Genomic DNA, 20,770 nt, shown 5'->3' with positions numbered 1-20,770 from the left:
AGGTCCGGCTTCACGCAAACGACGATGGGCCAACCGCACTTACCGGGCCGTCGCCCGTCGTGGCGCGGAAGGCGAGGAATCTCGGCAGGTGCTCCCACGCGCCCTGCCCCAGGGGTTCCACGGCCCGCTCCAGGGTGAAGCCCGCCTCCGCCAGCGCGTTCAGCCACGTCGACACCGTCCGGTGGTGCCAGCCGATGTTGTGTACCGCCTCCACCCGCCCCGGCATCCGCGTCGGCGTCGACCAGTGGCGCTCGTCCGCGTACGCGCCCACGACGCGGCGGCCCTCCGCCCAGGCGGCGCCCGCGTGGTCGAAGGCCGGGTGAGGGATGACCGCGGCCAGCGCCCCGCCCGGGCGTAGGACGCGGTGCGCCTCGCGCAGGGCGGTGGGCAGCGGGTCGGTGTGGTGCAGGACGAGTACGGCGCACACCGCGTCCACCGACGCCGTCGTCAGGCCCGACAGGTCCTCGGCGGCGGCGTGCAGGTACCGGATCCCGGGTGGGGTGCTGTGCTCCGCGGCCAGCTCCAGCAGGCGGGCCGTCGGGTCCACGCCGATGACCGTCGCGCCCGCGCGGGCCAGGCGGCGGCTCACGTGGCCCTCGCCGCAGCCCAGGTCCAGGACCGTCCGGCCCGCGACCGGGCCGAGCAGGTCCAGGGCCACCGTGGCCGCGAGGTCGTTGAACGGGCGCGCGGGGTCGTCGAGCATCGAGGCGTACCAGTCGGCGGCTTCGTTCCAGTCCGGCATGGGCCGTGCTCAGTGCGGCGCGGTCGAGGAGAAGTACGTCACGCCGCCCACCGTACAAGAACTGTCACGTGCGGCGCGCGGCCACCGATGACAGCAGCGCCATGCTCAGCAGCCAGGTCAGCGGCAGGGCCAGGGTCACCGGCCAGTGCGGCAGGGGCAGCTCCGGCAGCTGCGTCGCCGCGCCGAACACCGGCAGCGACCAGCCCGTCAGCCGCCACACGGCCAGCGACGCGGCCAGGCCGAGCACGCCCGCGGCCAGGACCAGCGCCGGGTACGTCCACAGCGACGCCCGCCGGAGCACGGCGCGCGAAAGGCCCTGCGTGCGCAGGACGTCGTGGTCGGCGGCCCGGGCCGTGCGGTCCACGGCGGCGATCATCGTGATGCCGCCCGCGGCCAGCAGCACCGCGAGCGCGCCGGTGAGCAGGTGGAACCACAGGGCCAGGGCCGGGCCCTCGCCGTCGAGGCGGGCGCGGACCGAGGCCACGTCGCGCTCGCCGGTGACGATGAGGCCCTGCGCGGCCAGGCGGGCCCTCGCCTCGGGCGGGGCCGAGGCCGACAGCCACACCTCCGGTGCGCGGGCCGCGCCGCCGTCGGAGGAGACGCGGTCGGCGTAATCGAGGTCGACCAGGGCGCCGAAGGAGCCGACGCGGGGGAGGGCCTCGGCGCGGCCCGCGGCACGCACGTCCGTCGGGCGGCCGTCGACGCCGGCGACGCTGGGCGGCAGCGGTACCGTCGCCACCGCCGGCAGCGGATAGGGCGCGTCGGCCGGCTGGAACCACGCCCCGTCGGTCAGCACCCCGCTGACCGTGAAGCGCAGGCCGTCGCCGGCGGCGCTGAGCGTGCCGCCGGTGCCGCGCCAGTGCGAGGCGTCGGCGAGGTCCGCGGTGGCCGCCGACAGCCCGTGCAGGGTCAGGGTCGCGTCGATCGCGGCCCCGCCGATGCGGTCGGAGCTCAGGCGCAGCGCCGCCAGGCGGCAGCCGTCGGTGCACACCGCGTCGGTGCGGCCGAGGGTGTACTCCCCGGCGCTCACGGTCCCGAGGTCGAGCACGGCGGAGCCGCGGCCGGTCACCGACTCCAGCACCGCCTTGACCCGCACGGGCTCGTTGCCCCGGCTGGTCACGCCGACGTCGAAGCGCACGGCCTTGCCGTCCAGTACGACCGGGTCGCGGGCCGGCGGGTGCAGCAGGGCGGGCAGGCGGGCCGGGTCGAGGCCGCCGTACTGCGGCAGCCACGGCACCACCCCCGGCAGCCGCGCGGTGTCCACGGCCAGCTTCGCGGGCTCGCCCGGCGCGCCCGGGGGCAGCTGCACGACGGCCATCGCCCAGCGCCCGCCCGGGTCGGCCTGGCGCACCGCGTGCAGCAACTGCTGGCGGGTGACCGGGCCGACCTCGAGCACCCGGGTGGCGCCGGTACCGATGCGGGCGGCCAGGTCGCGGTCCTGCGCGGCGACGTCGGTGGCGCTGACGGCGTACCCGAGCACCGCCACCGCGGTGATGAGCAGCAGCAGCATCCGCTGGGCCGCGGGGCGCCGGCCGGCCTGCAGTGCGGCGAGCGCGAGCCCGAGCCGGCCGCGGCGCAGCGCCGAGCGGCCCAGCCCCCGGGCGGCCGGGGCGAGCAGCCGCGCGCAGGCGACCGCGAGCGCGGCCATGCACAGCGCGGGCGCGAGCAGCCCGACGCCGTCGAGCCGCCCGCTCGTGGTGAACAGCTGGGCGAGCGCGGCCCCGGCGAGTACGGCGACGACGACCGCCGAGCGCCAGCCGAGGGAGGTGCGTATCCGCACCCGGCGCAGCAGCTCGGCGACCGGGCCGGCGAGGTGGCGGCGCTGGGCGGCGACCGCGACGGCGACGGCGCCGAGGGCGGTCAGCGCGGCGAGGCCGGCGCTGTGCGGGTCGGTCAGGTCGAGCGAGAACCCGACGCCGGGCAGACGCCAGCCGACGAGCGCGGCCACGGCGAGGCGGCCGGCGACGAGCCCGGCGACGGCGCCGGCGAGGATCGCGGCGACGCTCTCGCCGATGGCCAGCAGCAGCCGTTGCCACCACCGCGTGCCGCGCAGCGCGACGACGGCCAGCTCCGGGCGGCGGCCCTCGGAGCCGTAGTCGACCGCGAGGTACAGCGCCAGATAGGCGAGCAGGAGCAGCGGGACGGCCCCGGCCGGCACGCTGCGGCGGGCCAGGTCGCGGCTCTGCTCGACGCGGTCGATCAGGCCCGGCATGGCGGTGCCGACGCGGTAGTCGCCGCCGACCGACCTGGCCCGCTGCTGCAGCTGCGCGAGGCGGTCCCGCAGCGGCCCGGTCGCGTCGAACACCGCCGGGTCCGCGGTCGCGTCGAGGGAGACCTCGGCGAGGTTCGGCTGGAGCCGCTCCACGGTCGCCGCGTTGGCGAACACCGGCTCGGGGGCCTCGGGGGTGAAGTACCCGTGGCTGCCCCAGTACTGCTCCGCCGGTGCGGCCGGCCGGTAGACGCCGGCGACGACGGCCTCGCTCGCGGGGCCGTCCGGCACGAAGACCGCGATGCCGGTGAGCGAGTTCGACACGATCCGGGCGTAGCTGAGGGTGACCCGCGCGCCCGCCTCGAGCTCGAGCCGCCGCGCGGTCCCCTCGCCGAGCAGGATCTCGCCCGCGCCCACGAGGCAGCGCCCGGACACCATCTCCAGGTGCGCGCACACGTCCTGGCGGAAGACCAGGTGCGAGCTGCGGTCGCCGCTCGTCTCCAGGCCGAGGACGGGGAACTGCACGGCGTAGACGTGCGCGAACCCGGGCTGGTCCAGCAGTGCCCCGGCGACGCTGTCGAAGTCGATGCTGTTCGCGGTGCCGCGCACGTCCGCCTCGGAGGTGACGGTGATCGCGCGCTCGTCGGGGCCGGCCGCGGCGACCTCGCCCCGGGCCACGGCCACGTCGACGGCGGCGAGGTAGGCCGGCACGGCCACGGTCGCGCCGACCGCGAGGACGCCGAGCAGCACCAGGGTGACGGCCTGGCCGCGCCGGGTCCGCAGCATGGCCAGAATCAGGGAGATCATTTGTCGGTACCCCTTGCCGAGGCCAGCGCGGAGACCACCGCGAGCACGAACAGGGCGGCGAGCGCGGCGAGGCCGAGGGCGCCCGGGCGCAGGGCCGGCGGCGGCGCGGTCAGCCGCCAGTCGTCGACGAACGCGGCCACCGGGGCGTCGATCGCCCAGCCCGCGAACGCGCCCGCGAGCAGCCCGCCGAGCGTGCCGAGCACGAGCAGCCCGGCCTGGCCGCCGGCCCCGGCGACGGTGACGGCCCGGTGCGGCACGCCCTGCACGCGCATGGCCCGGACCTCGCCCGCGCGGACCCGCCGCTCGACCGACACCGCGGCCGCGGCGGCGACCGCGGCCAGCAGGAGCCCGGCGACCGCGGACAGCAGCCGGAACCGGCCCGCGTACGCGGTGCCCTGCTCGGCCAGGCGCTCGCGGTGCTGGGCCGCGGTCTCGGAGCCGACGACCTCGACCCCGGCCGCGGCGAGGCCGTCGGCGATGGCGGCGGCCCGGCCCGGCGCGACGCCCGCGGCCAGCCACACCTGCAGCGTGCCGGTGGTCGCCGGGGCGGGCAGCGCGCGGTGCACCGCGTCGAGGTCGAGCACCAGCCCGACGGCGCCGAGGACGGGGATCACCGGCACCCGCGCGACGATCCGCAGCGGCTGCGCGGCCGAGCCGAACGGCGACGCCGAGGGCTCGGCCGAGGCCCAGTCCCGCGGCGGGTCCCCGGCGAGCACGGCCGGGATCGGCAGCGAGCCGTCGACGACGTACGCGTGCGGGTCCGGCCGCGACCGGGTGGTGCCGTCCTCGGCCGGCGGCGGCACGCGCAGGGTCAGGGCGCCCTCGAACGGGGCGACCACGAGGCCGGGCCCGGTGAGCGCGGCCCGCCACCGGCGCGGGTCGCCGAGGGCACCGGCGTCGAGCACGGGCGTGCCGGGGTCGTCCTGGCGCAGCGACCGTACCGTCAGCGCCGAGGCGGCCGCGGGGGGCGCCGGCTTGCCGTCCTCGTCGGTGGGTCCGGCCAGGGCCAGCCCGACGATCCGGCAGCCGGGCGCGCCCGCGCAGCCCCGCAGCGGGGCGCTCGCCTCGTGCTCGCCGGGCGCGAGCGGCCCGAGGGTCACCGCGACGACCCCGCCGGTGCCGGCGTTGGTGAGCTGCACGACGAGGCGCAGCGGGCCCGGGGAGTCGTTGCGCGCGGCCACGGTCAGGCCGGACCCCTCGACCGGGGGCAGCTCGCCGGTCCGGCCCGGGGCGAGGGCCGCGGCGGTCCCGGGCGCGAGGGCGCCGGCGCCGCCGGTGACGGCGGCGAGGCGGGACGCGTCGAGGGCGAGCACGGGCGGGGAGGCGGTGTCGTCCAGCGCCACCGCCATGGCGTCCTTGCCTCCGGGATCCGCCTGTCGTACCGCGTTGAGCAGCGTCGTCTGGTTGGCCGCCCGCACCGTGAGGACGCGCTCGGCCCCCAGCTCCACCGCGGTGCGGTCGGCGCGCGCGTCGCGCCCGGCGAGCAGGTCCCCGCCGGCCAGCCCGAGCAGCGCGACCGCGACGGCGACGAGCGCGAAGATGCGGTCGATGCCGGGCCGGCGGTGGTACTGCAGCGCCGCGAGCGCCCACGGCACCCGCCCGGCCCGCAGCGCCGCGCGCCCGGCCCGCCCGGCGAGTGCCGTGACCAGCCGCGCCAGGAGCGCCGCGGCGGCCAGGGCCAGCAGCGCCGGCGCGACAACGGCGAGGCCCGACGGTACCGCCGCCGGCTCTTGGGTCCGCACCTGGAACAGCGCCGCGGCCGCGCCGGCCACCAGGAGGAGGTCGAACAGGGCCGCCCCGCGCCGCCCGGCCGCCGGGGCCCGGCGCAGCAGCTCGGCCACCGGCGTGCGCAGCAGCGGCAGGTCGGCCAGCACGAGCAGGGCGAGCCCGGCGGCGAGCGCGACGGCGGCGGCGATCCCGGCCGGGGGGAACGCGCGCACCGGGGCCGCGGCCCCCGCGGCGAGCCGGGCCGCGGCCCAGCCCAGCGCGAGCCCGAAGGGCAGCGCGACGAGCATCGGCAGCAGGTGCTGCCACACCGTGAGCCGGGCGGTGCGCGTGCGGGTGGCGCCGCGCAGCTTCAGCAGGGCGTAGTCGGGGCGGCGGTCCTGCGCGGTGTACCGCCCGACGATCCCCAGCGCCAGGGCGCACAGCACGAGCGCCTGGACCCAGCCGGCGAGGACCCCGCGCCGGGTCGCCGCCCGGTCGCCGGAGATCTTGGCCAGCAGCGTGCCGGGCGGCCCGGTGTAGTCGAACCCGGCCGTCTTCAGCGCGTACGCGGTCGCCTCGAAGCCGTCCTCGAGCAGCGCCCGCGGGGCCTGCGCGGTGTAGACGGCGGTGGGTGCGGCGAGCATCCCGGTGAACGCGCCGAGCGGCAGGAACACCGGGTCGACGGTCTCCTCGCCGGCGGCGATGCGCCCGGGCGCGAACGCGGGGTCGGCCCACCAGTCGCCGCCGACGTCGCCGCGCTCGTACAGCCCGGTGACGGTGACCCGCAGCGGGGGCGCCGCGCCGGTCTGCTGGGTGCGCAGCTCGAGCGAGCCGCCGACCTTCGTGTTCAGCACCTTGGCGGCGGCGCGGCTGACGACGGCCTGCCCGACCGCGGCCGGGCAGGCGCCGTCGACGCGCATGTGCTCGCAGGCGTGTTGTCGCGGTACGCCAGCGGCACCATCTTCCCGATCCCGTCGGCGCGCGCGACGAGCGTCTGGGTGAGCCCGAGCGCGACGGGCCCGCCGGGCGGGGGCAGCACCGCCTCGGCCGCGCGCCGGAAGCCCGCGAGCGCGGCCGCCGGATCGGAGCCGGTCGCCACGGGCCGCCGCACCGACAGCAGCCGGTCGGCCGCGCTGGTCCCGGCGAGGTCGGCCGCGGTGGTCCGCTCCGCGGCGGCGGCGTCGAACAGCGGCCCGGCCGCGGCGACCGCGACGAACAGCGCGGCGAGCGCGAACACCGCGAGGCTCTGCGCACCCCGCCGGCGCAGGGCCCCGAAGACCAGTCGCAGCATCGCGCGAGACTATCGGGTTTATCGAGAGAGCGCTCTCCCTCGATGGCTGTCGGGGCGCACGACTCTGTCCACACGGGCGATCCGTCGGCCCGTCCCCGGCCGCGTGGCGGCCGCTGGTGCCGCGGTGGCGGGTCACCTTATTGCGTCCGCCGTGGCCCGGGCGAACCACCGAGGGCGGCAGCGGTGAGGTCTCAGAGCAGGGCCGCCTCCAGGAACGGGCGCAGGATCGGCAGTACCCGCTCCGCCTGCATGGCGGCCATGTGGTCCAGGCCCTCCAGGACGTGTACCTCCCAGCCCAGGGTCTCCAGCTCGGCGCGGTGCGCGCGGACCGGCTCGGCCAGGTCGATCGTGACGTCGCCCCAGCGTTCGTCGTAGGTGATGGTGTCCGCGCCGCCCACGAGGCACAGGCGCGGGCAGGTCACGGTGGTCAGGGTGGCGCGTTCGTCGAAGTCGCGCAAGGACAGGTACAGCGTCACGAACTGGCGCGTCTGCGGCTCCGACAGGGTGAACTCGGCGTCGGCCCACGCGTTGCCCGTGGGCTCCCGGGGTGCGGGCGGGTGCCGGGCCAGCTCGTGGGTGGCGGTGGTGACGCGCAGCATGCCCGCGTACGGGGCGCCCAGCGGGGGCCAGCCGCCCATCGCCAGGGCCGTCAGCCGGTCGGTCCGCGCCGCCAGCTGCAGCCCGCTCACCGCCGTCCAGCTGTACCCGTAGAAGGCGAACCGCTCCGCCCCCGCCGCGTCGGCCACGGCGAGGATGTCGGCGGTGATGGCGTCGGCGGTCAGCGTGTCCGGCTTCGGCTCGGCCAGGACGCGGCCCTCGTAGTCGAACGCGACGACCCGGAAGGCGTCGGCGAGCCCGTCGATCAGGTTGCGCCCGAGCGCCGGGCCGTTGCCCCACTGCCGCAGCTCGTCGGCGCGGGGGCCCTCGACGGGCGTCGGGTCGACCGGCAGCAGCAGCGTGGGGCCGGTGCCGCGGACTTCGGCGTCGACGGTCGTGCCGTCGTGGAGTCGCACTAGCATGACCTCTACCGTATCGCTGAACCTGCTTGTGAAGGTTCGGCCCGTCGCTGCTGGAGACGAGGGCGTGAAGTCTCAAAGGCCGGTGGACCTGGCGCGGGAGCACGGCATCTCGGCGCAGTCGGTGCGCAACTACGAGCGGGACGGGGTGCTGCCGCCGGCCGCGCGGACGGCGAGCGGCTACCGGCGGTACACCCAGGTCCACGCGGCCGCGCTGCGCGCCTTTCTGGCCCTGGTGCCGGCGCACGGGCACGCGGTGGCCGGGGACGTGATGCGGGCCGTGGCCGGGGGCGACGTGGACGGGGCGCTGCGCCTCCTGGACGCGAGCCACGCGCAGCTGCTGCGGGACCGGGAGACCCTCGACGGCGTGGCGGCCGCGGCCCGGGTGCTGGCCGCGCCGCTGCCGCCGCCGGTGGCCCGGGCGGTGCCGATCGGGGCGCTCGCGCACCGGCTCGGGGTGAAGCCGGCGACGCTGCGCAAGTGGGAGCGGGCCGGGATCCTGGCGCCGGAGCGGGACCGGGCCTCGCGCCAGCGGGTGTACGGGCCGGCCGACGTGCGCGACGCGGAGCTGGCGCACCTGCTGCGGCGGGGCGGGTACCTGCTGGCGCACATCGCGGCCGTGGTCCGTCAGGTGCGGGCGGCGGGCGGGCCGGAGGCGCTCGCGGGGACGCTCGGCACGTGGCGGGAGCGGCTCACGGCGCGGGGCCGGGCGATGCTGACGGCGGCGGGCCTGCTGGACGAGTACCTGCGGACCGTCGACGGGCAATAAAGTCGACGGGCAATAAAGTCGACGGGCAATAAAGGAGTCCGGCATCCACGGGGGAAGATGCCGGACTCATCGATCATGTTAGCTGCGCCGCGGGGTTCGCGCCAGCGGTACGGCGACAGTCACACGTTTGTCACAGTGGTTCGGCCGTTCAGCGGCCCTGGAGCTGCCGGACGAGCTCGACGTACTGCTGCTGGGCCTCCTCGGGGGCCGTCCCGGCGACGGACTTCCACGCGTCGAACTTGGCCCGGCCGGTGAGGTCGAACATCCCGGGCCGGCTCCCGCTCGCGTCGCCCTGGGTGCCCTGCTTGTACAGCGCGTACAGCTTCAGCAACACATCGTTGCCGGGCCGCGCCCCGAGCTTCTTCACGTCGACCTGGGCCCGCTCGAAATCCTCGCTCACCGCCATGGCTGAGACCCTATCCCCGCGCCGCGAGCCACGCACCGAACTCGCTCGCGACGATGCGCTGGTCGTGCACGCCGGTCGCGGCCTCCGACGCGAGCCACACGATCGGCGCGCCCATGATCTCCGGCTCGAGCAGCCGCATCCCGGCCGGGCGCGGGCCGGGCGGCACCATGCCGGTCGCCGTCGGGCCGCCGGGCAGCAGCACGTTCACCGTCACCGGGGTGTCGCGCAGGTCGGCCGCCATCACCCGGGACAGGGCCTCGCTGCCGGCGCGGGAGGGCCCGTACGGGGCGAAGCCCGCGCGGGTCATCGTCGACTCGCTCACCGAGACGTTCACGACCCGCCCGCCGCCGGCCGCCAGCAGGCGCGGCACGACGGCCCGGGCGACCAGGAAGTAGCCGGTCAGGTTGGTGTCGACGACGGCGCGGAAGCCGTCGGGCGGCACCATCCAGAAGGGCTGCGGCTCGGTCAGGAACGCCGGGTTGACGGTGCGCATGCCGAGGCCCGCGTTGTTGACGAGCAGGTCGATGCCGCCGAGGCGGGTCCAGGCCGCGTCCACCGCCGCGGTCACCGAGGCCTCGTCGCGCACGTCGAGGGCGAGGCCGAACGCCGCACCCGGCAGGGTCTCGGCGACGGCGGCCGCGTGCTCGCCGGAGCGGCCGGTGAGCGCGACCGTGGCGCCGTTCGCCGCGAGCGCCGCGGCCATCGCGCGGCCCAGGCCGCTCGTCCCGCCGGTCACCAGGATTCTCGTCGCGATAGTCACGTAGCCGACGGTAGCGGTCGCGATTTTTCGCGGGGTCTCCACCGGGGCTTCACGCGGGTAGGGAAGGATACGGGGCATGACCGCAGCGGAGCGCGCCGGCGACATGCTGACCGGGTGGGTCGACCGCCTGCCGCCCCGGCTGCGCCGCCTGCTGCCGCGCGAGCTGGCCGGCTTCGCCATGCTCGGCGCGTTCACCTTCTCGGTCGACCTCGGCCTGCTCATGCTGCTGCGCCGCACCACCCACCTGCCGATCCCGGTCGCGGTGTCGATCGCCTACCTGGCCGCGTTCGGGCTGAACTTCGTGCTCAACCGCACGGTGAACTTCCGGTCCCACGCGCCGGTCGGCCGCCAGGTGGTCCGCTTCGCGGTCGTGGCCGTCGGTGACTACTGCATCACCGTCGGCGTCTCCTCCGGGCTGTACGAGCTGGGCCTGGACGTGCGCGTCGCCCGCGTGCTCGCCGCCGGGATCGTCGCCGTGTTCACCTACACGCTCTCGCGCTGGTGGGTGTTCCGGGACCGGCCGCCGGTCGCCGTGCCCGGGACGGCGCTGGCGGCTATGGCTTCGGGCGCTCCTTCCGGCCCGCCTCCAGCAGCGCGATGACCTCGGCGATGCGCCGCGCCCGCTCGTCGGGGCGGCGCTTCGTGGCCTCGATCCAGCGCACGTACGCCTTGCGGTAGAACTGCGCCAGCGCGTCGAAGAACGCCCCGGCCGCCGGGGTCGCGGCCAGCGCGGCGGCGAAGTCCTCGGCCAGGTCCGCCCGCTGCGGACCCTCGGGCTCCAGGTCGGCGTCGACCGCGGCCCCGGCCGGGACGCAGGCGGCCGGGCCGAACGTCAGCGCGAACCCGTCGCCGGTCCGCTCGATGCTGCCCCGGACGCGGTGCCCGCCGATGGTGCCGCCGACGAGGTGCCGGGCCTTGGCGCCCCACAGCGCATCGGGGTCGAACGGCACCGGCACGACGACGCGGCCGCCGGACCCGGCGACGGGCGTGGTGGTGAAGCGCATGCAAGTACCGTAACGGCTCAGTGCCCCCGGAAGGCCTCCTCCAGCCACCAGGAGCCGCGCGCGGCGGTGACCTTGGCGTCGATCAGGATCGGCCGGTCGCGGGGGCCGGCGAGCCAGGCGCGCACCGCGCTCAGGTCCGCCGGCGAGCGGACCACGACCCCGGCGCAGCCGTAGCCGCGCGCGATCGCGGCCAGGTCGGTGTCCGGGAAGGTCACGGTGCCGAGCGGGTGCCCGTGCGGGCCGAAGTGGTGCACCTCGGCGCCGTACGCGGCGTCGTCGTACACCACGATCACCATCGGCAGTCCCAGCCGCACGACGGTCTCCAGCTCCGAGATGCCCATCAGGAAGCCGCCGTCGCCCAGCACCGCCACCGGCAGCCGGTCCGGGCGGGCCACGGCGGCGCCGATCGCGGTGGCCAGGCCCAGGCCGATCGACTGGAACGCCTGCGTGAAGCAGAACCCGGGGGCGTCGGGCACGGACAGGTACATCGACGGGTAGCCCATGAAGTTGCCGGAGTCCACGCCGACCGTGCGCTCGGCCGGGAGCAGGTCGTCCAGCGCGATCGACAGCGTCCGCGGGTCGATCCGGCCGTCGCCCGAGGCGTCCTCGAACGGCACGTCCCGCCAGCGCACGCTCGGCAGCGGCGCCGTCCGGTAGCCGGCCGCGGCGGGGACCAGCGCGAGCGCCGCCGTGGCCGTGGCCGCCGCGTCGCCGAGCACGCCGAGGCCGGTGTGCAGCGCGTCCGGGTCGACGTCGACCTGGGCCACCGCCGCGCCCGGGCCGATCAGCCTTCCGTGCCGGGTGGTCCACATGTTCAGCGAGCAGCCCCACGCCACGACGGCGTCGGCCCCGGCGATCCGCTCGGCCGCGGCCGGGGAGGCGAACCCGCCGGCCACGTCGAGGTACCACGGATCGCCGTTGAACAGCCCCCGGGCCACCGCCGACGTGGCGAGCAGCGCCCCGCACCGCTCCGCCAGCGCCGCGATCGCCGCCGCGGCCCCGGGCGAGCGGGCGCCGCGCCCGGCGATGAACACGGGCCGGCGCGCGTCGGCGATCAGCTCCGCCAGGGCCCGCACCGACGCGGGATCCGGCAGGTGTACCGGCGGCAGGGGCTCTGTGTGCGGTACGACATCCGGGGCATCCGCGGCCTGCACGTCCAGCGGCAGGCTCACGAGCACGGTGCGCCGCTCCGTGCGGGCCCGCCGGGCGGCCCGCAGCACGTCGTCCACGGCCGAGGCCGGGGTCGCCGCGCGCTCGAAGGCGGCGCCGATGCCGGCCGCCAGCGCCGCCTGGTCGAGCCGGAAGTTCGAGCGGGCCCCGGCCGCGCCGGTGTCGGCCGCGAGCACCACCATCGGCGTGCGGCTCTTGGCCGCCTCGGCGATGCCGGTGAGCGCGTTCGTCACGCCGGGGCCCTGGTGCAGGGTCAGCACGCCGAGCCGGCCGGAGGTGCGGGCGTACGCGTCGGCCATCACCGCGGCCCCGCCCTCGTGCCGGGCCGCCACGAACCTCGCGCCGGCCGCCACGAGGGCGTTGGTCAGGTGGAAGTTGCCGCTGCCGACCACCCCGAAGACGAACTGCGGGGCCAGGGCCCGGCCGATGGCCTCGGCGACGAGCACGTCAGCGCTCGACCAGGGCGAGCACGCGCGCCGGGCTGCCCGAGCCGCGCACGATCGGCAGCGGGCCGGCGACCACGACCGCGCCCCTCGCCGGCAGCCGGTCCAGGTTGCGCAGCTGGGTCAGCCCGTACTTGCCGGCGCCGAGCAGGAACGAGTGGCACGGGAACGGCGGGTCGAACGAGTGCGCGGCGCCCGCGTCGGTGCCGACGGTCTCCACGCCCATGCCGATGATCGGCGTCTGCTCGGCCAGCCACCGCGCGCAGGCCGGGGAGACGCCGGGGGTGTTGCCGGCGTTGAGGTACGCGGCGTCGTCGTCGCCGCGGGCGTCCCAGCCGGTGCGGTACAGCAGCCAGCCGCCGTCGGGCAGCGGCCCGTGCTCGGCCGTCCAGGCCTGGACGTCCTCGATCTCGAGCAGGTAGCCGGGGTCGGCGGCGGCCCGGTCGGCCTTGTCGATGACCACGGCCGGCGCGCACAGCTTCTGCGCCGGCACCTGGGCGACGTCCTCGCCGTCGCGGCCCGTCACCCAGTGGATCGGCGCGTCGAAGTGGGTGCCGGTGTGCTCGCCGGAGCGGAAGTTGTTCCAGTACCAGGCCGGCCCGCGCTCGTCGTACCGGCTGATCTCCTCGGACTCGAAGCGCCAGGTGTTGCCGAAGGGCTCGGGCAGCTGCAGGATCGGCGTGTCCCCGCTCAGCGGCGCGGTCAGATCGACGACCTCGATCGAACCGGACGAGACGGCCTGCACCAGATCGTTCAGGAGCGACATGCCGCGACCGTAGGTCCGGCCCGAGCCCTTCGCAAGAGCCCCGAGCCCTTCGCAAGAGTCAGTACACGAACGGCCACCCCGCGGAGTCGTAGCCGACGAGGTTGATGCCCAGGTAGGACGCGCCGCTGTTGGCGTAGTAGTGGTAGAACAGCACCTCGCCGTCGTTGTCGGCGAGCACCGCCTGGTGGCCCGGGCCGTGGATGCTGCCGTGGGTCGCCAGCACCTGGGTGCCGCCGCCGGAGGTCATCGCGGTGCCGTTGCGGTCGGTGTACGGCCCGGTGATGCTGGTGGATCGGCCGACCATGATCCGGTAGGTGCTCGACGCGCCGCGGCAGCACAGGTCGAACGACACCCACAGGTAGTAGTAGCTGCCGTGGCGGAAGATGTACGGCGCCTCGATCGCCGTCGACGAGCCGGTCCGCTGGGCGATCGGCCGTACCGTCGAGTCCGCCCGCAGCCCGGTCGACGGGTTGATCTTGACCAGCTTGATGCCGGTCCAGAACGAGCCGAGCGACAGCCACCAGCCGCCGGACGCGTCGATGACCAGGTTCGGGTCGATCGCGTTGTAGTTGCTCGACGTGGTCGTCTCGATGACCAGGCCCTTGTTGCTCCACGAGCCCGACGCGCCGGTGCTGCTGGTGGCCAGGAAGATCGCCGAGTGGTTCGAGCCGAAGGTGGAGGCGGCGTAGTACATGTAGTAGGTGCCGTTGTGGTACGAGATGTCGGGCGCCCACAGCTGGTTGCTGCCGCCGGTGTACGGCAGGGTCCACGACGCCCCGCTCGGGAACGCGGCCCCGGCGTTGCGCCAGGCGGTGCGGTCCGACGAGGTCTTGAGCTGGATGTTGGCTCCGGTGTACGCCACGATGTAGCCGCCCGCGGGCGTCTTCACCGCCGAGGGGTCGTGCGTGCCGGTGTTGCCGGTGACGGTGCCCGGGTTCGGGTACGACGCCGGGGGACTGGTGGGGGCGGCGGCGAGCGGGGTGGTGGTGGCGGCGTCGACGTCGGCGGCGCCGGCGGCGCTCGCGATCAGGGTGGCCGCGATGGCAGTCGCGAGCCACAGGCGCCGGGACTTCAGCAGGGACATGGCGGTATCTCCTCGAATGTTAGCGCTCACATATTCGAGCCCTGACATCGAAGGTTGTCAAGTTGTTCTGAAACTTACCAGCGCTGCACGGTGGCGGCGGAGTTGCGCGTGATGCTCTCCGAGCTGGTGTGGTGGAACACCGAGGACACCGCGACCCGGCCGGGGCCGATGAGCCGCAGCCAGATGTTGCGCTGGCTGAACGACGAGCGCCACGAGATGCGCTGGGTGCCGCGCGGGTACTCCAGGTGCAGGTGGGCCTGGACCGAGACGTCGCGGTACAGCAGCGCGCCCGGCTGCACCAGGATCGTCTCGCCCGGGGCCAGGTCGCGCAGGAACGTGTTGCCCGGCGAGTGCAGCAGGAGCAGCCCCGGGCCCTGCTGGGCGGAGAACAGGTCGCCGTACTGCCCCAGCGGGTAGTGGGTCTCGCGGTCGTCGCCGGTGCCGGTGTCGTACCAGACGCCGGTCGGCTGCCAGGTGTACGTGACGTTCCCGGTGGCGGTGAGGAACCGGTGCTCGCGGGTCCACACGTGCCGGCCCGGGGCCAGCGGCAGCGCGATGAGCTCGCCCGGGCGGTCGCCGGACAGCGCCACCCGGCCCGGCCCGCGGGCCTCGATCATGATCAGCGGCAGCCCGGCCAGCATCCGGTTCCAGCCGCCGGCGAGCGAGCTGTTGCCCAGCCGCACCCCGGGCTCGGTCCACAGCAGCGCGTGATGGGCGAAGTAGATCCACTCCTGGCCGGACAGGGTGAAGTCGGCGACCGGGACGTACCGGCCCTCGAGCTGCACCCGCGACTGCCCGAACTGGATGCGCGCCATGTCCTTGACCGGCGGCTGCTCGATCCAGCCCGAGCGGGACACGACCTGCCGCACGTCCAGCGCCGCCCCGCAGCTCGGGCAGGACGGGCCGCCGGGCGGGTGCGGCATGCGGCAGTACCGGCAGACGACGTACCCCTCGGTCATCGCGCCCTCATTCCGAGTGGTGGTGCACGTACATCGACTGGATCCCGACACGGCCGGGGCCGGTCATCTCGGCCAGGTACATCCCGCGGCGCATCAGCCCCGTCTTGACCGGCATCTGCACCGCCTGCATGCCGACGGCGGCGTCCTTGTAGAGGAACCCGCCCGGCTCGACCAGGATCTTCTCGCCCGGGCGCAGGTAGCGCTCGAACACGTTGCCGTAGCCGTGCAGCACCAGCAGCCCGGGGGCGGCGGTGGTGACGAAGCGGTCGAGGTACATCCCGTTGCCGCCGTGCAGCACGTTGGCCAGGCCCTGGATGCGGATGAAGTCGTAGCCGATCGTGTGCGTGGCGAGCAGGAACGCGTGGCCGCGCACGTCGAGCTCCATGCCCGGGTGCAGCGGCAGCACCACGAGCTCGCCGGGGGAGTCGCGGGAGAAGGCGACCCGGCCGGGACCGTGGGCGAGGGTCAGCACGAACGGCATGCCGCCGAACACGCGGCGCATCCCGCCGCCGGTCGGCATGGCGGTGACCGGGGTCTGCTCGTCCTTCCAGAGCAGGACGTGATGCTCGAAGTACACCGCGTCACCGGGGGCGAGCGCCATGTCGATGACGGGGACGAGCTCGCCCTCGACCTGGGCCACCGAGTTCGAGAACCGGAACTCGGTCATGTCCCGCAGCCGGGGCGCCTCGCGCCAGCCCGAGTCGCTCACCACGTTGGCGACGTCGAGCGGCGCACCGCACGTCAGGCAGGAGGTGGAGCCGGGCGCGTTCTGCACCCGGCACCACTGGCATTCGATCCGCTCCACGCGGGGGACGCTAGCGGCCGAAGCTGAGAAAACGCTTTATTCGGCGAGTTGCTCGTCGTGCTCGTCCTCGTGCGCGCCGCGCTGGGCCGGCAGCAGCTCGCCCGCGACGGCCGACCCGTCCTGGATCTCCTGCGGCGTGGCCACCTGCGGCTGCCCGACCCACAGGGCGCGCATCTGCTGCTGCATGAAGCCGGTGAGGCGGGAGCGGTACTCCTGGTCGAAGCGCTCCAGCGCCTCGATCTGCCCCTGCAGCGCCTGCCGCTTCGAGGTCAGGCCGCCGACGACGTCCTCGTAGATCTGCTCGGCGCGCTGCTTGATGTCGTACGCGTTGTCCTGCGCCTCGCGCACGATGTCCTCGGCCCGGGCCTGGGCGTCGGCCAGCACCTCGCCGGCGTTGCGCTCCGTGTCCGCCGCGTAGGCCTCGGCCTCGCGGGCGATCTTCTCGGCGGCGCTGCGGGCCCGGCCCAGGATCTTCTCGGCCTCCTCGCGCAGCGCGCCCGCCTGGGCCTGCGCGTCGGAGATGATCTGGTTGGCGTTGGCGTGCGCCTCGCCCCGGATCTGCTCGGCCTCGCTGATCGCGGTGTTGATGTGCTCCTCGGCGGTGCGCTGGGCCATGGTGAGCACGGCGAGCGCCTTGGCCTGGTCGCCGCCCATGCCCGGCACCTCGCCCGGCTGCTGCATGACGCCCGGGCCAGCCATGCGGTCGTCGTACTGTCGCATCCCGTTCTGCGTCATGGTCCCTCGTCCTCTCGCCGAATGCCTCGCGCACACTACCCGAGATGCGCAAGCCCGCGGTACCGCCGAATCGTCCTTTAGCAGGACCGAAGCTCGCCGCTTCCGGGGTTCTTCGTCGATGGCGATCTCTCGATGTGATCCGGATCATCGTTGCCCATGGTGCAGGTGATCCCGGTGGGGTTCCGCGGCGCGCGGACCGCCGCCGGTCCGCTCACGCTCGGTCAGCTCAACGTCGCGAAGTGGCTCGCCGACGCCCCGGACGCGCCCGCGGCCCGGCTCGAGCAGCGCCTGCCGGTCCCGCCGGGCACGACCCTGGCGGCGGTGGTCGCGGCCCTCGGCGCGCTGGTGAGCCGGCACGAGGGGCTGCGCAGCCGGTACACCCTCGGCGACCCCGGTTCGCAGCAGGTCCTGGACTCGGGCAGCGTCCCTTTGGCGGTGTATGCGGAGCTTCCGGCGGATCTCGGCCCCGTCTCGGCCTCCGAGCCGGTGCGGTTCGCGGTTGCATTGGCGCAAGGCGCGCTGACGGCCGTCTACTCGCACATCGCCGTCGACTTCCAGGCGCTCATGGTGCTCGAGGGGGAGTTCGACACCCTCATCCGCGGCCGGGAGCTCGCCGACGTCGTCCTGCAGCCGCTCGACCGCGCCGAGGCCGAGCGCGCCCCGGCCCGGCGCCGGCGGCAGGAGCAGGCGCTGCGGCACTGGTTCCGGCACGTGGAGGCCGCGCCCGCGCACCTCTACGCGCGCCCGCGGATCGACCCGGCCGCCGGCTCGGGCGCGTGCGGCATGTCGTCGGAGGCGGCGGCCCGGGCCCTGGACCGGATCGCCGCCCGCACCCGCACGAGCCGCCCGACGATCGTGCTGGCCGCGTGGTGCGCGCTGCTGGCGCGCCGGACCGGGTACGACATCTGCCGTTTCGTGATGCTCTCGGCCAACCGCTTCGAGTCCGGGCTGAGCGAGTTCGTCGGCACCCTGGCGCAGTCGACCTTCGTGGCCGTGGACACGGCCGGCGCCGCCTTCGACGAGCTGATCCGCCGCACGTTCGGCGCGGTCCTGCAGGCCGGCGTGAACGGGGCCTACCACGTGTACCGCCAGGACGAGGGAACCTTGTCCCGGATGACCGAACGCGGCCTGGCGCCGAGCTTCGAGCCCCTGTTCAACAGCGTCATCGTCGACACGCGCGGGTTCGACGCCCCGGTGGCGGACTCCGACCCGGCCCCGACCGACCTGCTGTGGGTCGACATGCCACCGACGAACATCCTGCTGCGCTTCGACCTCGGCCGCGCCGACGACGTGCTGGTGGCCCGCGTGTGGACGGGCGACACCGGGCGCGTTTCGCCGGCGGAGGCGCGGGAGCTGCTGCTGGCCCTGGAGCGGTTGCTGGTTGCGGCGGCCCTGAACGACCTGGAGCCCGGCGCCGTGATGGAAGCGCTGGCCGTGGGAGTGATCGAGCGGCCGGCGGGGTGGCACCTCGTCGACGGCTGCTGGGTGGACCTGGCCGAGGTGCAGCGCTTGCTGGACGACGCGCTGGGCGCGGGGGTGGCGCGGCTCGCGGACGGGCCGGAACTGACGGCCGCCTTGCTCGACGCGTCACTGAGCCCAGCGGAGGCACGGCGGCGCTGCCTGTCCCTCCTGCCCGGCCGCCACGCGGCGATGGTTCCGCGGGCCTTCGTCCTGGGAGGCGACCCAGCTGGAACGCGCTGGAACGCCGAAGGGGCATGACGAGCCGACCGAGCCCACCGGGCACGTCGAGTGGGCCCGCGCGCAGCATGATCTGGTTCATCGGCGACGGCGACTTCCCGGACGCCAAGACGCTCTTCAACGTCAACAGCGAGCTGTGCCTGGACGTCGCGTGGGGCTCGTCGGACGACGGGGCGCAGATCCAGCAGTTTCACTGCGCGAGCGACAACACGGCGCAGAACTTCCGGCAGTAGCGCAACGGCGGGGCCCGGCACGCACCGGGCCCCGCTCACGGCCCCGCGTGGTAGAGCCGCAGCAGGACCGCGCCCCCGAACAGCAGCGCGCACACGCTCACCAGCCAGAAGAAGCCGGAGAACAGCGAGGCCGGCAGGAACGTCATGCGGCGCAGCAGGAGGGCGTCGGAGCCGGGGTCGCCCTCGGCGCGGATGCGCTGCAGCACCAGGACGTGCCCGAAGCCGCCCAGGAGCAGGAACCAGATCCAGGTGTACGTGAAGAAGACCTGCCGCCCCGCCGAGCCCTTGCGTATCAGGAGCACGGCGAGCGCCCCGACCACGAGGACGGTGAACCGGGCGACGTACGTGCCCGACGCGAACAGCGCCGCCAGCAGGAACAGCACGCTCAGCCACAGCACCAGCCGCACCTGGTCGTGCGCGAGCAGCAGCGCCCCGCCGACCCCGAACGCGGACGGCCCGGTGTACCCCGCGATGCCCATCAGGAACCCGCCGAACGGCCCGAGCCCGCTGGCCTTGGTCTCGCCGCCGCGGCCCCGGTTCATGTTCAGGTAGTCGACGGTGCCGCCCATCATCGATGCCGCCAGCGCATGGCCGCCCTCGTGCGCGAGCGTGATCGCGTACCCCACGACCGGCCACAGGATCACCGAGACCGCGAGCGCGAGCAGGCCGGAGCCGACCACGACGAGCTGCGAGGCGTGCACGCCCCGGACGCTAGCCAAGCCGGGGCCGGAATCCCCTCGGATGATTCGACTGATTTACACGTATAGATCGATTGCGCGCAGTACCCGGGCGGCGCCGTCCTCCGGCGCCAGCCGCGCGGCGAGGGCCTCGGCCCGGTGGCGGTACACGGGATCGCCGGCCGCCGCGCTCAGCGCCGCGGCCAGCCGGTCCACGGTCAACCGGCGCCGCGGCACGGGCCCGGGCGTCACGCCGAGGGCGGTCAGGCGCTGCGCCCAGAACGGCTGATCGGCACGGAAGGGCACCGGCACCGCCGGCACACCGGCGCGCAGCCCGGCCGCCGTCGTCCCCGCGCCGCCGTGGTGCACGACCGCGGCCGTCTGCGGGAACAGCCACTCGTGCGGCACGTCCCCGATGGCGAGCACGTCGTCGCCGCCGGCCCCTTCGGGCACGAGCGCGCGCACCTTGGCCTTGCGCACGGCCCTGACGAGGAGGTCGGACCGGTCGCCGAGGCCGACGTACACCGGCGGCGGCCCGGCGGCGAGGAAGTCCAGCAGCGCGGGGTCGGGCGTGAACCCGGGATCGCTCGGCGGCCACCAGAACCCGACGGCGCGGTACCACGGCGGCCAGTCCCCGGGCGGCGGGACGACGATCGGACTGTAGCCGAAACAGATCGGCCGGCGCCGCGCCTCGAACGCGCGGGCGGTGACCGGCGGCAGCCCGAGCCCGGCGCGCAGCCGGTCGACGGCGGCGCGGTACGGCCGCCCCCTGACCGCCGACGAGGGCGTCACCGGCCGCCGGTACACGCCGAGGCTCGGCCGGCCCAGCCCCTCGGCGATGTGCACGCCGAACGAGGTCAACGACGTCAGGAGCAGCAGATCGGCCGCCCGCGCGGCGTCGAGCATCGCGGCGGCGAGCCGGTCCCAGTCCGGCGCCGGACGCCCCGGGAACGGCGTCGCGGCGACCGCCTCGAGCGGCAGCCGGTGAAACCCGAGCCCGTGCCCGCGCAGGTACCCCTCGAACCGCCCGTCGGCGGCGACGCTGACCCGATGCCCGCCCTGCTGGAGCCGCACCCCGAGCCCGGCGTACGGCGCAAGGTCCCCCCAGCGGCTGACAGCCATGATCGCGACACGCACCATGGTGCGAGCATCACCGACACGCCTGTGATCAACCTGAGGAGCGCGTGCGCCCCGGCCCCGGGGCACCACCGACGTCTGCTCCCAGTTCTCGGCGACGAAGCTGACGGCCGCATTGCGGCGTCCCCCTCTTCGCCGACCGGCCATGATCGCGACTCCCGCCTGTGATCCACCTGAGGACGCCAGCGACTGCGGTTCCGGAGTGGTTCGTTCCTTCGGCCGGCCGCTCACTCCGCGGGTACCTGGCGCTGTACCCACGCGGCCACGGCATCCGAGCCGCCGGCCGCGCGTGACGCACCGTTGCCCGATGCATGCGGCCTTTGCTGCTGGGAGCATCGGATTGACCGACCCT

Annotated in this window: 20 protein-coding genes; 4 read left to right on the top strand and 16 right to left on the bottom strand. The window is 75.4% G+C overall.

Annotation, left to right across the window (positions count from 1 at the left end):
- Positions 1–10: 10 nt before the first annotated feature.
- The 5 genes from ACPPVO_RS45085 to ACPPVO_RS45065 form a co-directional block, all read right to left on the bottom strand.
- Positions 11–742 (bottom strand): methyltransferase domain-containing protein, encoded by a 732-nt coding sequence (locus ACPPVO_RS45085; protein ID WP_426504769.1) that lies wholly within the window; start codon positions 740–742, stop codon positions 11–13.
- A gap of 64 nt (positions 743–806) precedes the next feature.
- On the bottom strand, positions 807–3,758 hold the full coding sequence (locus ACPPVO_RS45080) for a hypothetical protein (RefSeq protein WP_426504767.1): 2,952 nt from the start codon (positions 3,756–3,758) through the stop codon (positions 807–809).
- Positions 3,755–6,385: an FtsX-like permease family protein gene (locus ACPPVO_RS45075; protein WP_426504766.1), complete on the bottom strand. Its 2,631-nt coding sequence runs from the start codon at positions 6,383–6,385 to the stop codon at positions 3,755–3,757. The genes ACPPVO_RS45080 and ACPPVO_RS45075 overlap by 4 nt, the downstream gene beginning before the upstream one ends.
- On the bottom strand, positions 6,313–6,756 hold the full coding sequence (locus ACPPVO_RS45070; protein WP_426504764.1) for a hypothetical protein: 444 nt from the start codon (positions 6,754–6,756) through the stop codon (positions 6,313–6,315). The genes ACPPVO_RS45075 and ACPPVO_RS45070 overlap by 73 nt, the downstream gene beginning before the upstream one ends.
- Positions 6,757–6,947: 191 nt before the next feature.
- Positions 6,948–7,775, bottom strand: coding sequence for an alpha/beta fold hydrolase (locus ACPPVO_RS45065; protein ID WP_426504762.1), 828 nt, complete (start codon positions 7,773–7,775; stop codon positions 6,948–6,950).
- Between the two features lie 64 nt (positions 7,776–7,839).
- On the opposite strand from ACPPVO_RS45065, the gene ACPPVO_RS45060 reads away from it, so the two are divergent.
- On the top strand, positions 7,840–8,541 hold the full coding sequence (locus ACPPVO_RS45060) for a TioE family transcriptional regulator (RefSeq protein WP_426504760.1): 702 nt from the start codon (positions 7,840–7,842) through the stop codon (positions 8,539–8,541).
- Positions 8,542–8,689: 148 nt separating this feature from the next.
- Here ACPPVO_RS45060 and ACPPVO_RS45055 read toward each other — a convergent pair whose 3' ends face one another.
- Positions 8,690–8,947, bottom strand: a complete 258-nt coding sequence (locus tag ACPPVO_RS45055; RefSeq protein ID WP_360380829.1) for an acyl-CoA-binding protein — start codon at positions 8,945–8,947, stop codon at positions 8,690–8,692.
- Between the two features lie 10 nt (positions 8,948–8,957).
- The gene (locus tag ACPPVO_RS45050; RefSeq protein WP_426504758.1) at positions 8,958–9,707 is read right to left on the bottom strand and encodes an SDR family NAD(P)-dependent oxidoreductase; all 750 of its coding nucleotides are present in this window, start codon (positions 9,705–9,707) and stop codon (positions 8,958–8,960) included.
- A gap of 76 nt (positions 9,708–9,783) precedes the next feature.
- On the opposite strand from ACPPVO_RS45050, the gene ACPPVO_RS45045 reads away from it, so the two are divergent.
- Positions 9,784–10,308 (top strand): GtrA family protein, encoded by a 525-nt coding sequence (locus ACPPVO_RS45045; protein WP_426504756.1) that lies wholly within the window; start codon positions 9,784–9,786, stop codon positions 10,306–10,308.
- Here the strand turns inward: ACPPVO_RS45045 and ACPPVO_RS45040 are convergent.
- From ACPPVO_RS45040 to ACPPVO_RS45010, 7 genes are all read right to left on the bottom strand, one after another.
- On the bottom strand, positions 10,262–10,711 hold the full coding sequence (locus ACPPVO_RS45040; protein ID WP_426504755.1) for a YdeI/OmpD-associated family protein: 450 nt from the start codon (positions 10,709–10,711) through the stop codon (positions 10,262–10,264). The genes ACPPVO_RS45045 and ACPPVO_RS45040 overlap by 47 nt on opposite strands.
- 17 nt (positions 10,712–10,728) lie before the next feature.
- Positions 10,729–12,327: a thiamine pyrophosphate-binding protein gene (locus ACPPVO_RS45035; protein WP_426504753.1), complete on the bottom strand. Its 1,599-nt coding sequence runs from the start codon at positions 12,325–12,327 to the stop codon at positions 10,729–10,731.
- Between the two features lies 1 nt (position 12,328).
- Positions 12,329–13,090: a cyclase family protein gene (locus ACPPVO_RS45030; protein WP_426504752.1), complete on the bottom strand. Its 762-nt coding sequence runs from the start codon at positions 13,088–13,090 to the stop codon at positions 12,329–12,331.
- A 58-nt stretch (positions 13,091–13,148) separates the two neighbouring features.
- Positions 13,149–14,174, bottom strand: coding sequence for an arabinan endo-1,5-alpha-L-arabinosidase (locus ACPPVO_RS45025; RefSeq protein WP_426504751.1), 1,026 nt, complete (start codon positions 14,172–14,174; stop codon positions 13,149–13,151).
- Positions 14,175–14,248: 74 nt separating this feature from the next.
- Positions 14,249–15,133 (bottom strand): AIM24 family protein, encoded by an 885-nt coding sequence (locus ACPPVO_RS45020; protein WP_426504749.1) that lies wholly within the window; start codon positions 15,131–15,133, stop codon positions 14,249–14,251.
- Positions 15,134–15,140: 7 nt separating this feature from the next.
- Complete coding sequence (locus tag ACPPVO_RS45015; protein WP_360380850.1) at positions 15,141–15,938, bottom strand: AIM24 family protein; 798 nt, start codon at positions 15,936–15,938, stop codon at positions 15,141–15,143.
- Positions 15,939–15,974: 36 nt separating this feature from the next.
- Positions 15,975–16,673, bottom strand: coding sequence for a hypothetical protein (locus tag ACPPVO_RS45010; RefSeq protein ID WP_426504747.1), 699 nt, complete (start codon positions 16,671–16,673; stop codon positions 15,975–15,977).
- Between the two features lie 156 nt (positions 16,674–16,829).
- Here ACPPVO_RS45010 and ACPPVO_RS45005 point away from each other — a divergent pair, with 156 nt between their 5' ends.
- Together ACPPVO_RS45005 and ACPPVO_RS45000 are read left to right on the top strand one after the other, a co-directional pair.
- Positions 16,830–18,392, top strand: a complete 1,563-nt coding sequence (locus ACPPVO_RS45005; protein ID WP_426504745.1) for a hypothetical protein — start codon at positions 16,830–16,832, stop codon at positions 18,390–18,392.
- A gap of 47 nt (positions 18,393–18,439) precedes the next feature.
- Positions 18,440–18,604, top strand: coding sequence for an RICIN domain-containing protein (locus ACPPVO_RS45000; protein WP_426504744.1), 165 nt, complete (start codon positions 18,440–18,442; stop codon positions 18,602–18,604).
- A 35-nt stretch (positions 18,605–18,639) separates the two neighbouring features.
- Here the strand turns inward: ACPPVO_RS45000 and ACPPVO_RS44995 are convergent, their stop codons facing one another.
- A complete protein-coding gene (locus ACPPVO_RS44995; protein WP_426504743.1) occupies positions 18,640–19,305 on the bottom strand; it encodes a M50 family metallopeptidase in 666 nt (221 codons plus the stop codon).
- Between the two features lie 54 nt (positions 19,306–19,359).
- Positions 19,360–20,421 (bottom strand): glycosyltransferase, encoded by a 1,062-nt coding sequence (locus ACPPVO_RS44990; RefSeq protein ID WP_426504741.1) that lies wholly within the window; start codon positions 20,419–20,421, stop codon positions 19,360–19,362.
- Positions 20,422–20,770 lie beyond the last annotated feature (349 nt).

Origin of the sequence: Dactylosporangium sp. McL0621, from assembly GCF_049995355.1 — a bacterium.
GTDB lineage: Bacteria > Actinomycetota > Actinomycetes > Mycobacteriales > Micromonosporaceae > Dactylosporangium.
This window is presented reverse-complemented; position numbering and strand designations above follow the sequence as displayed.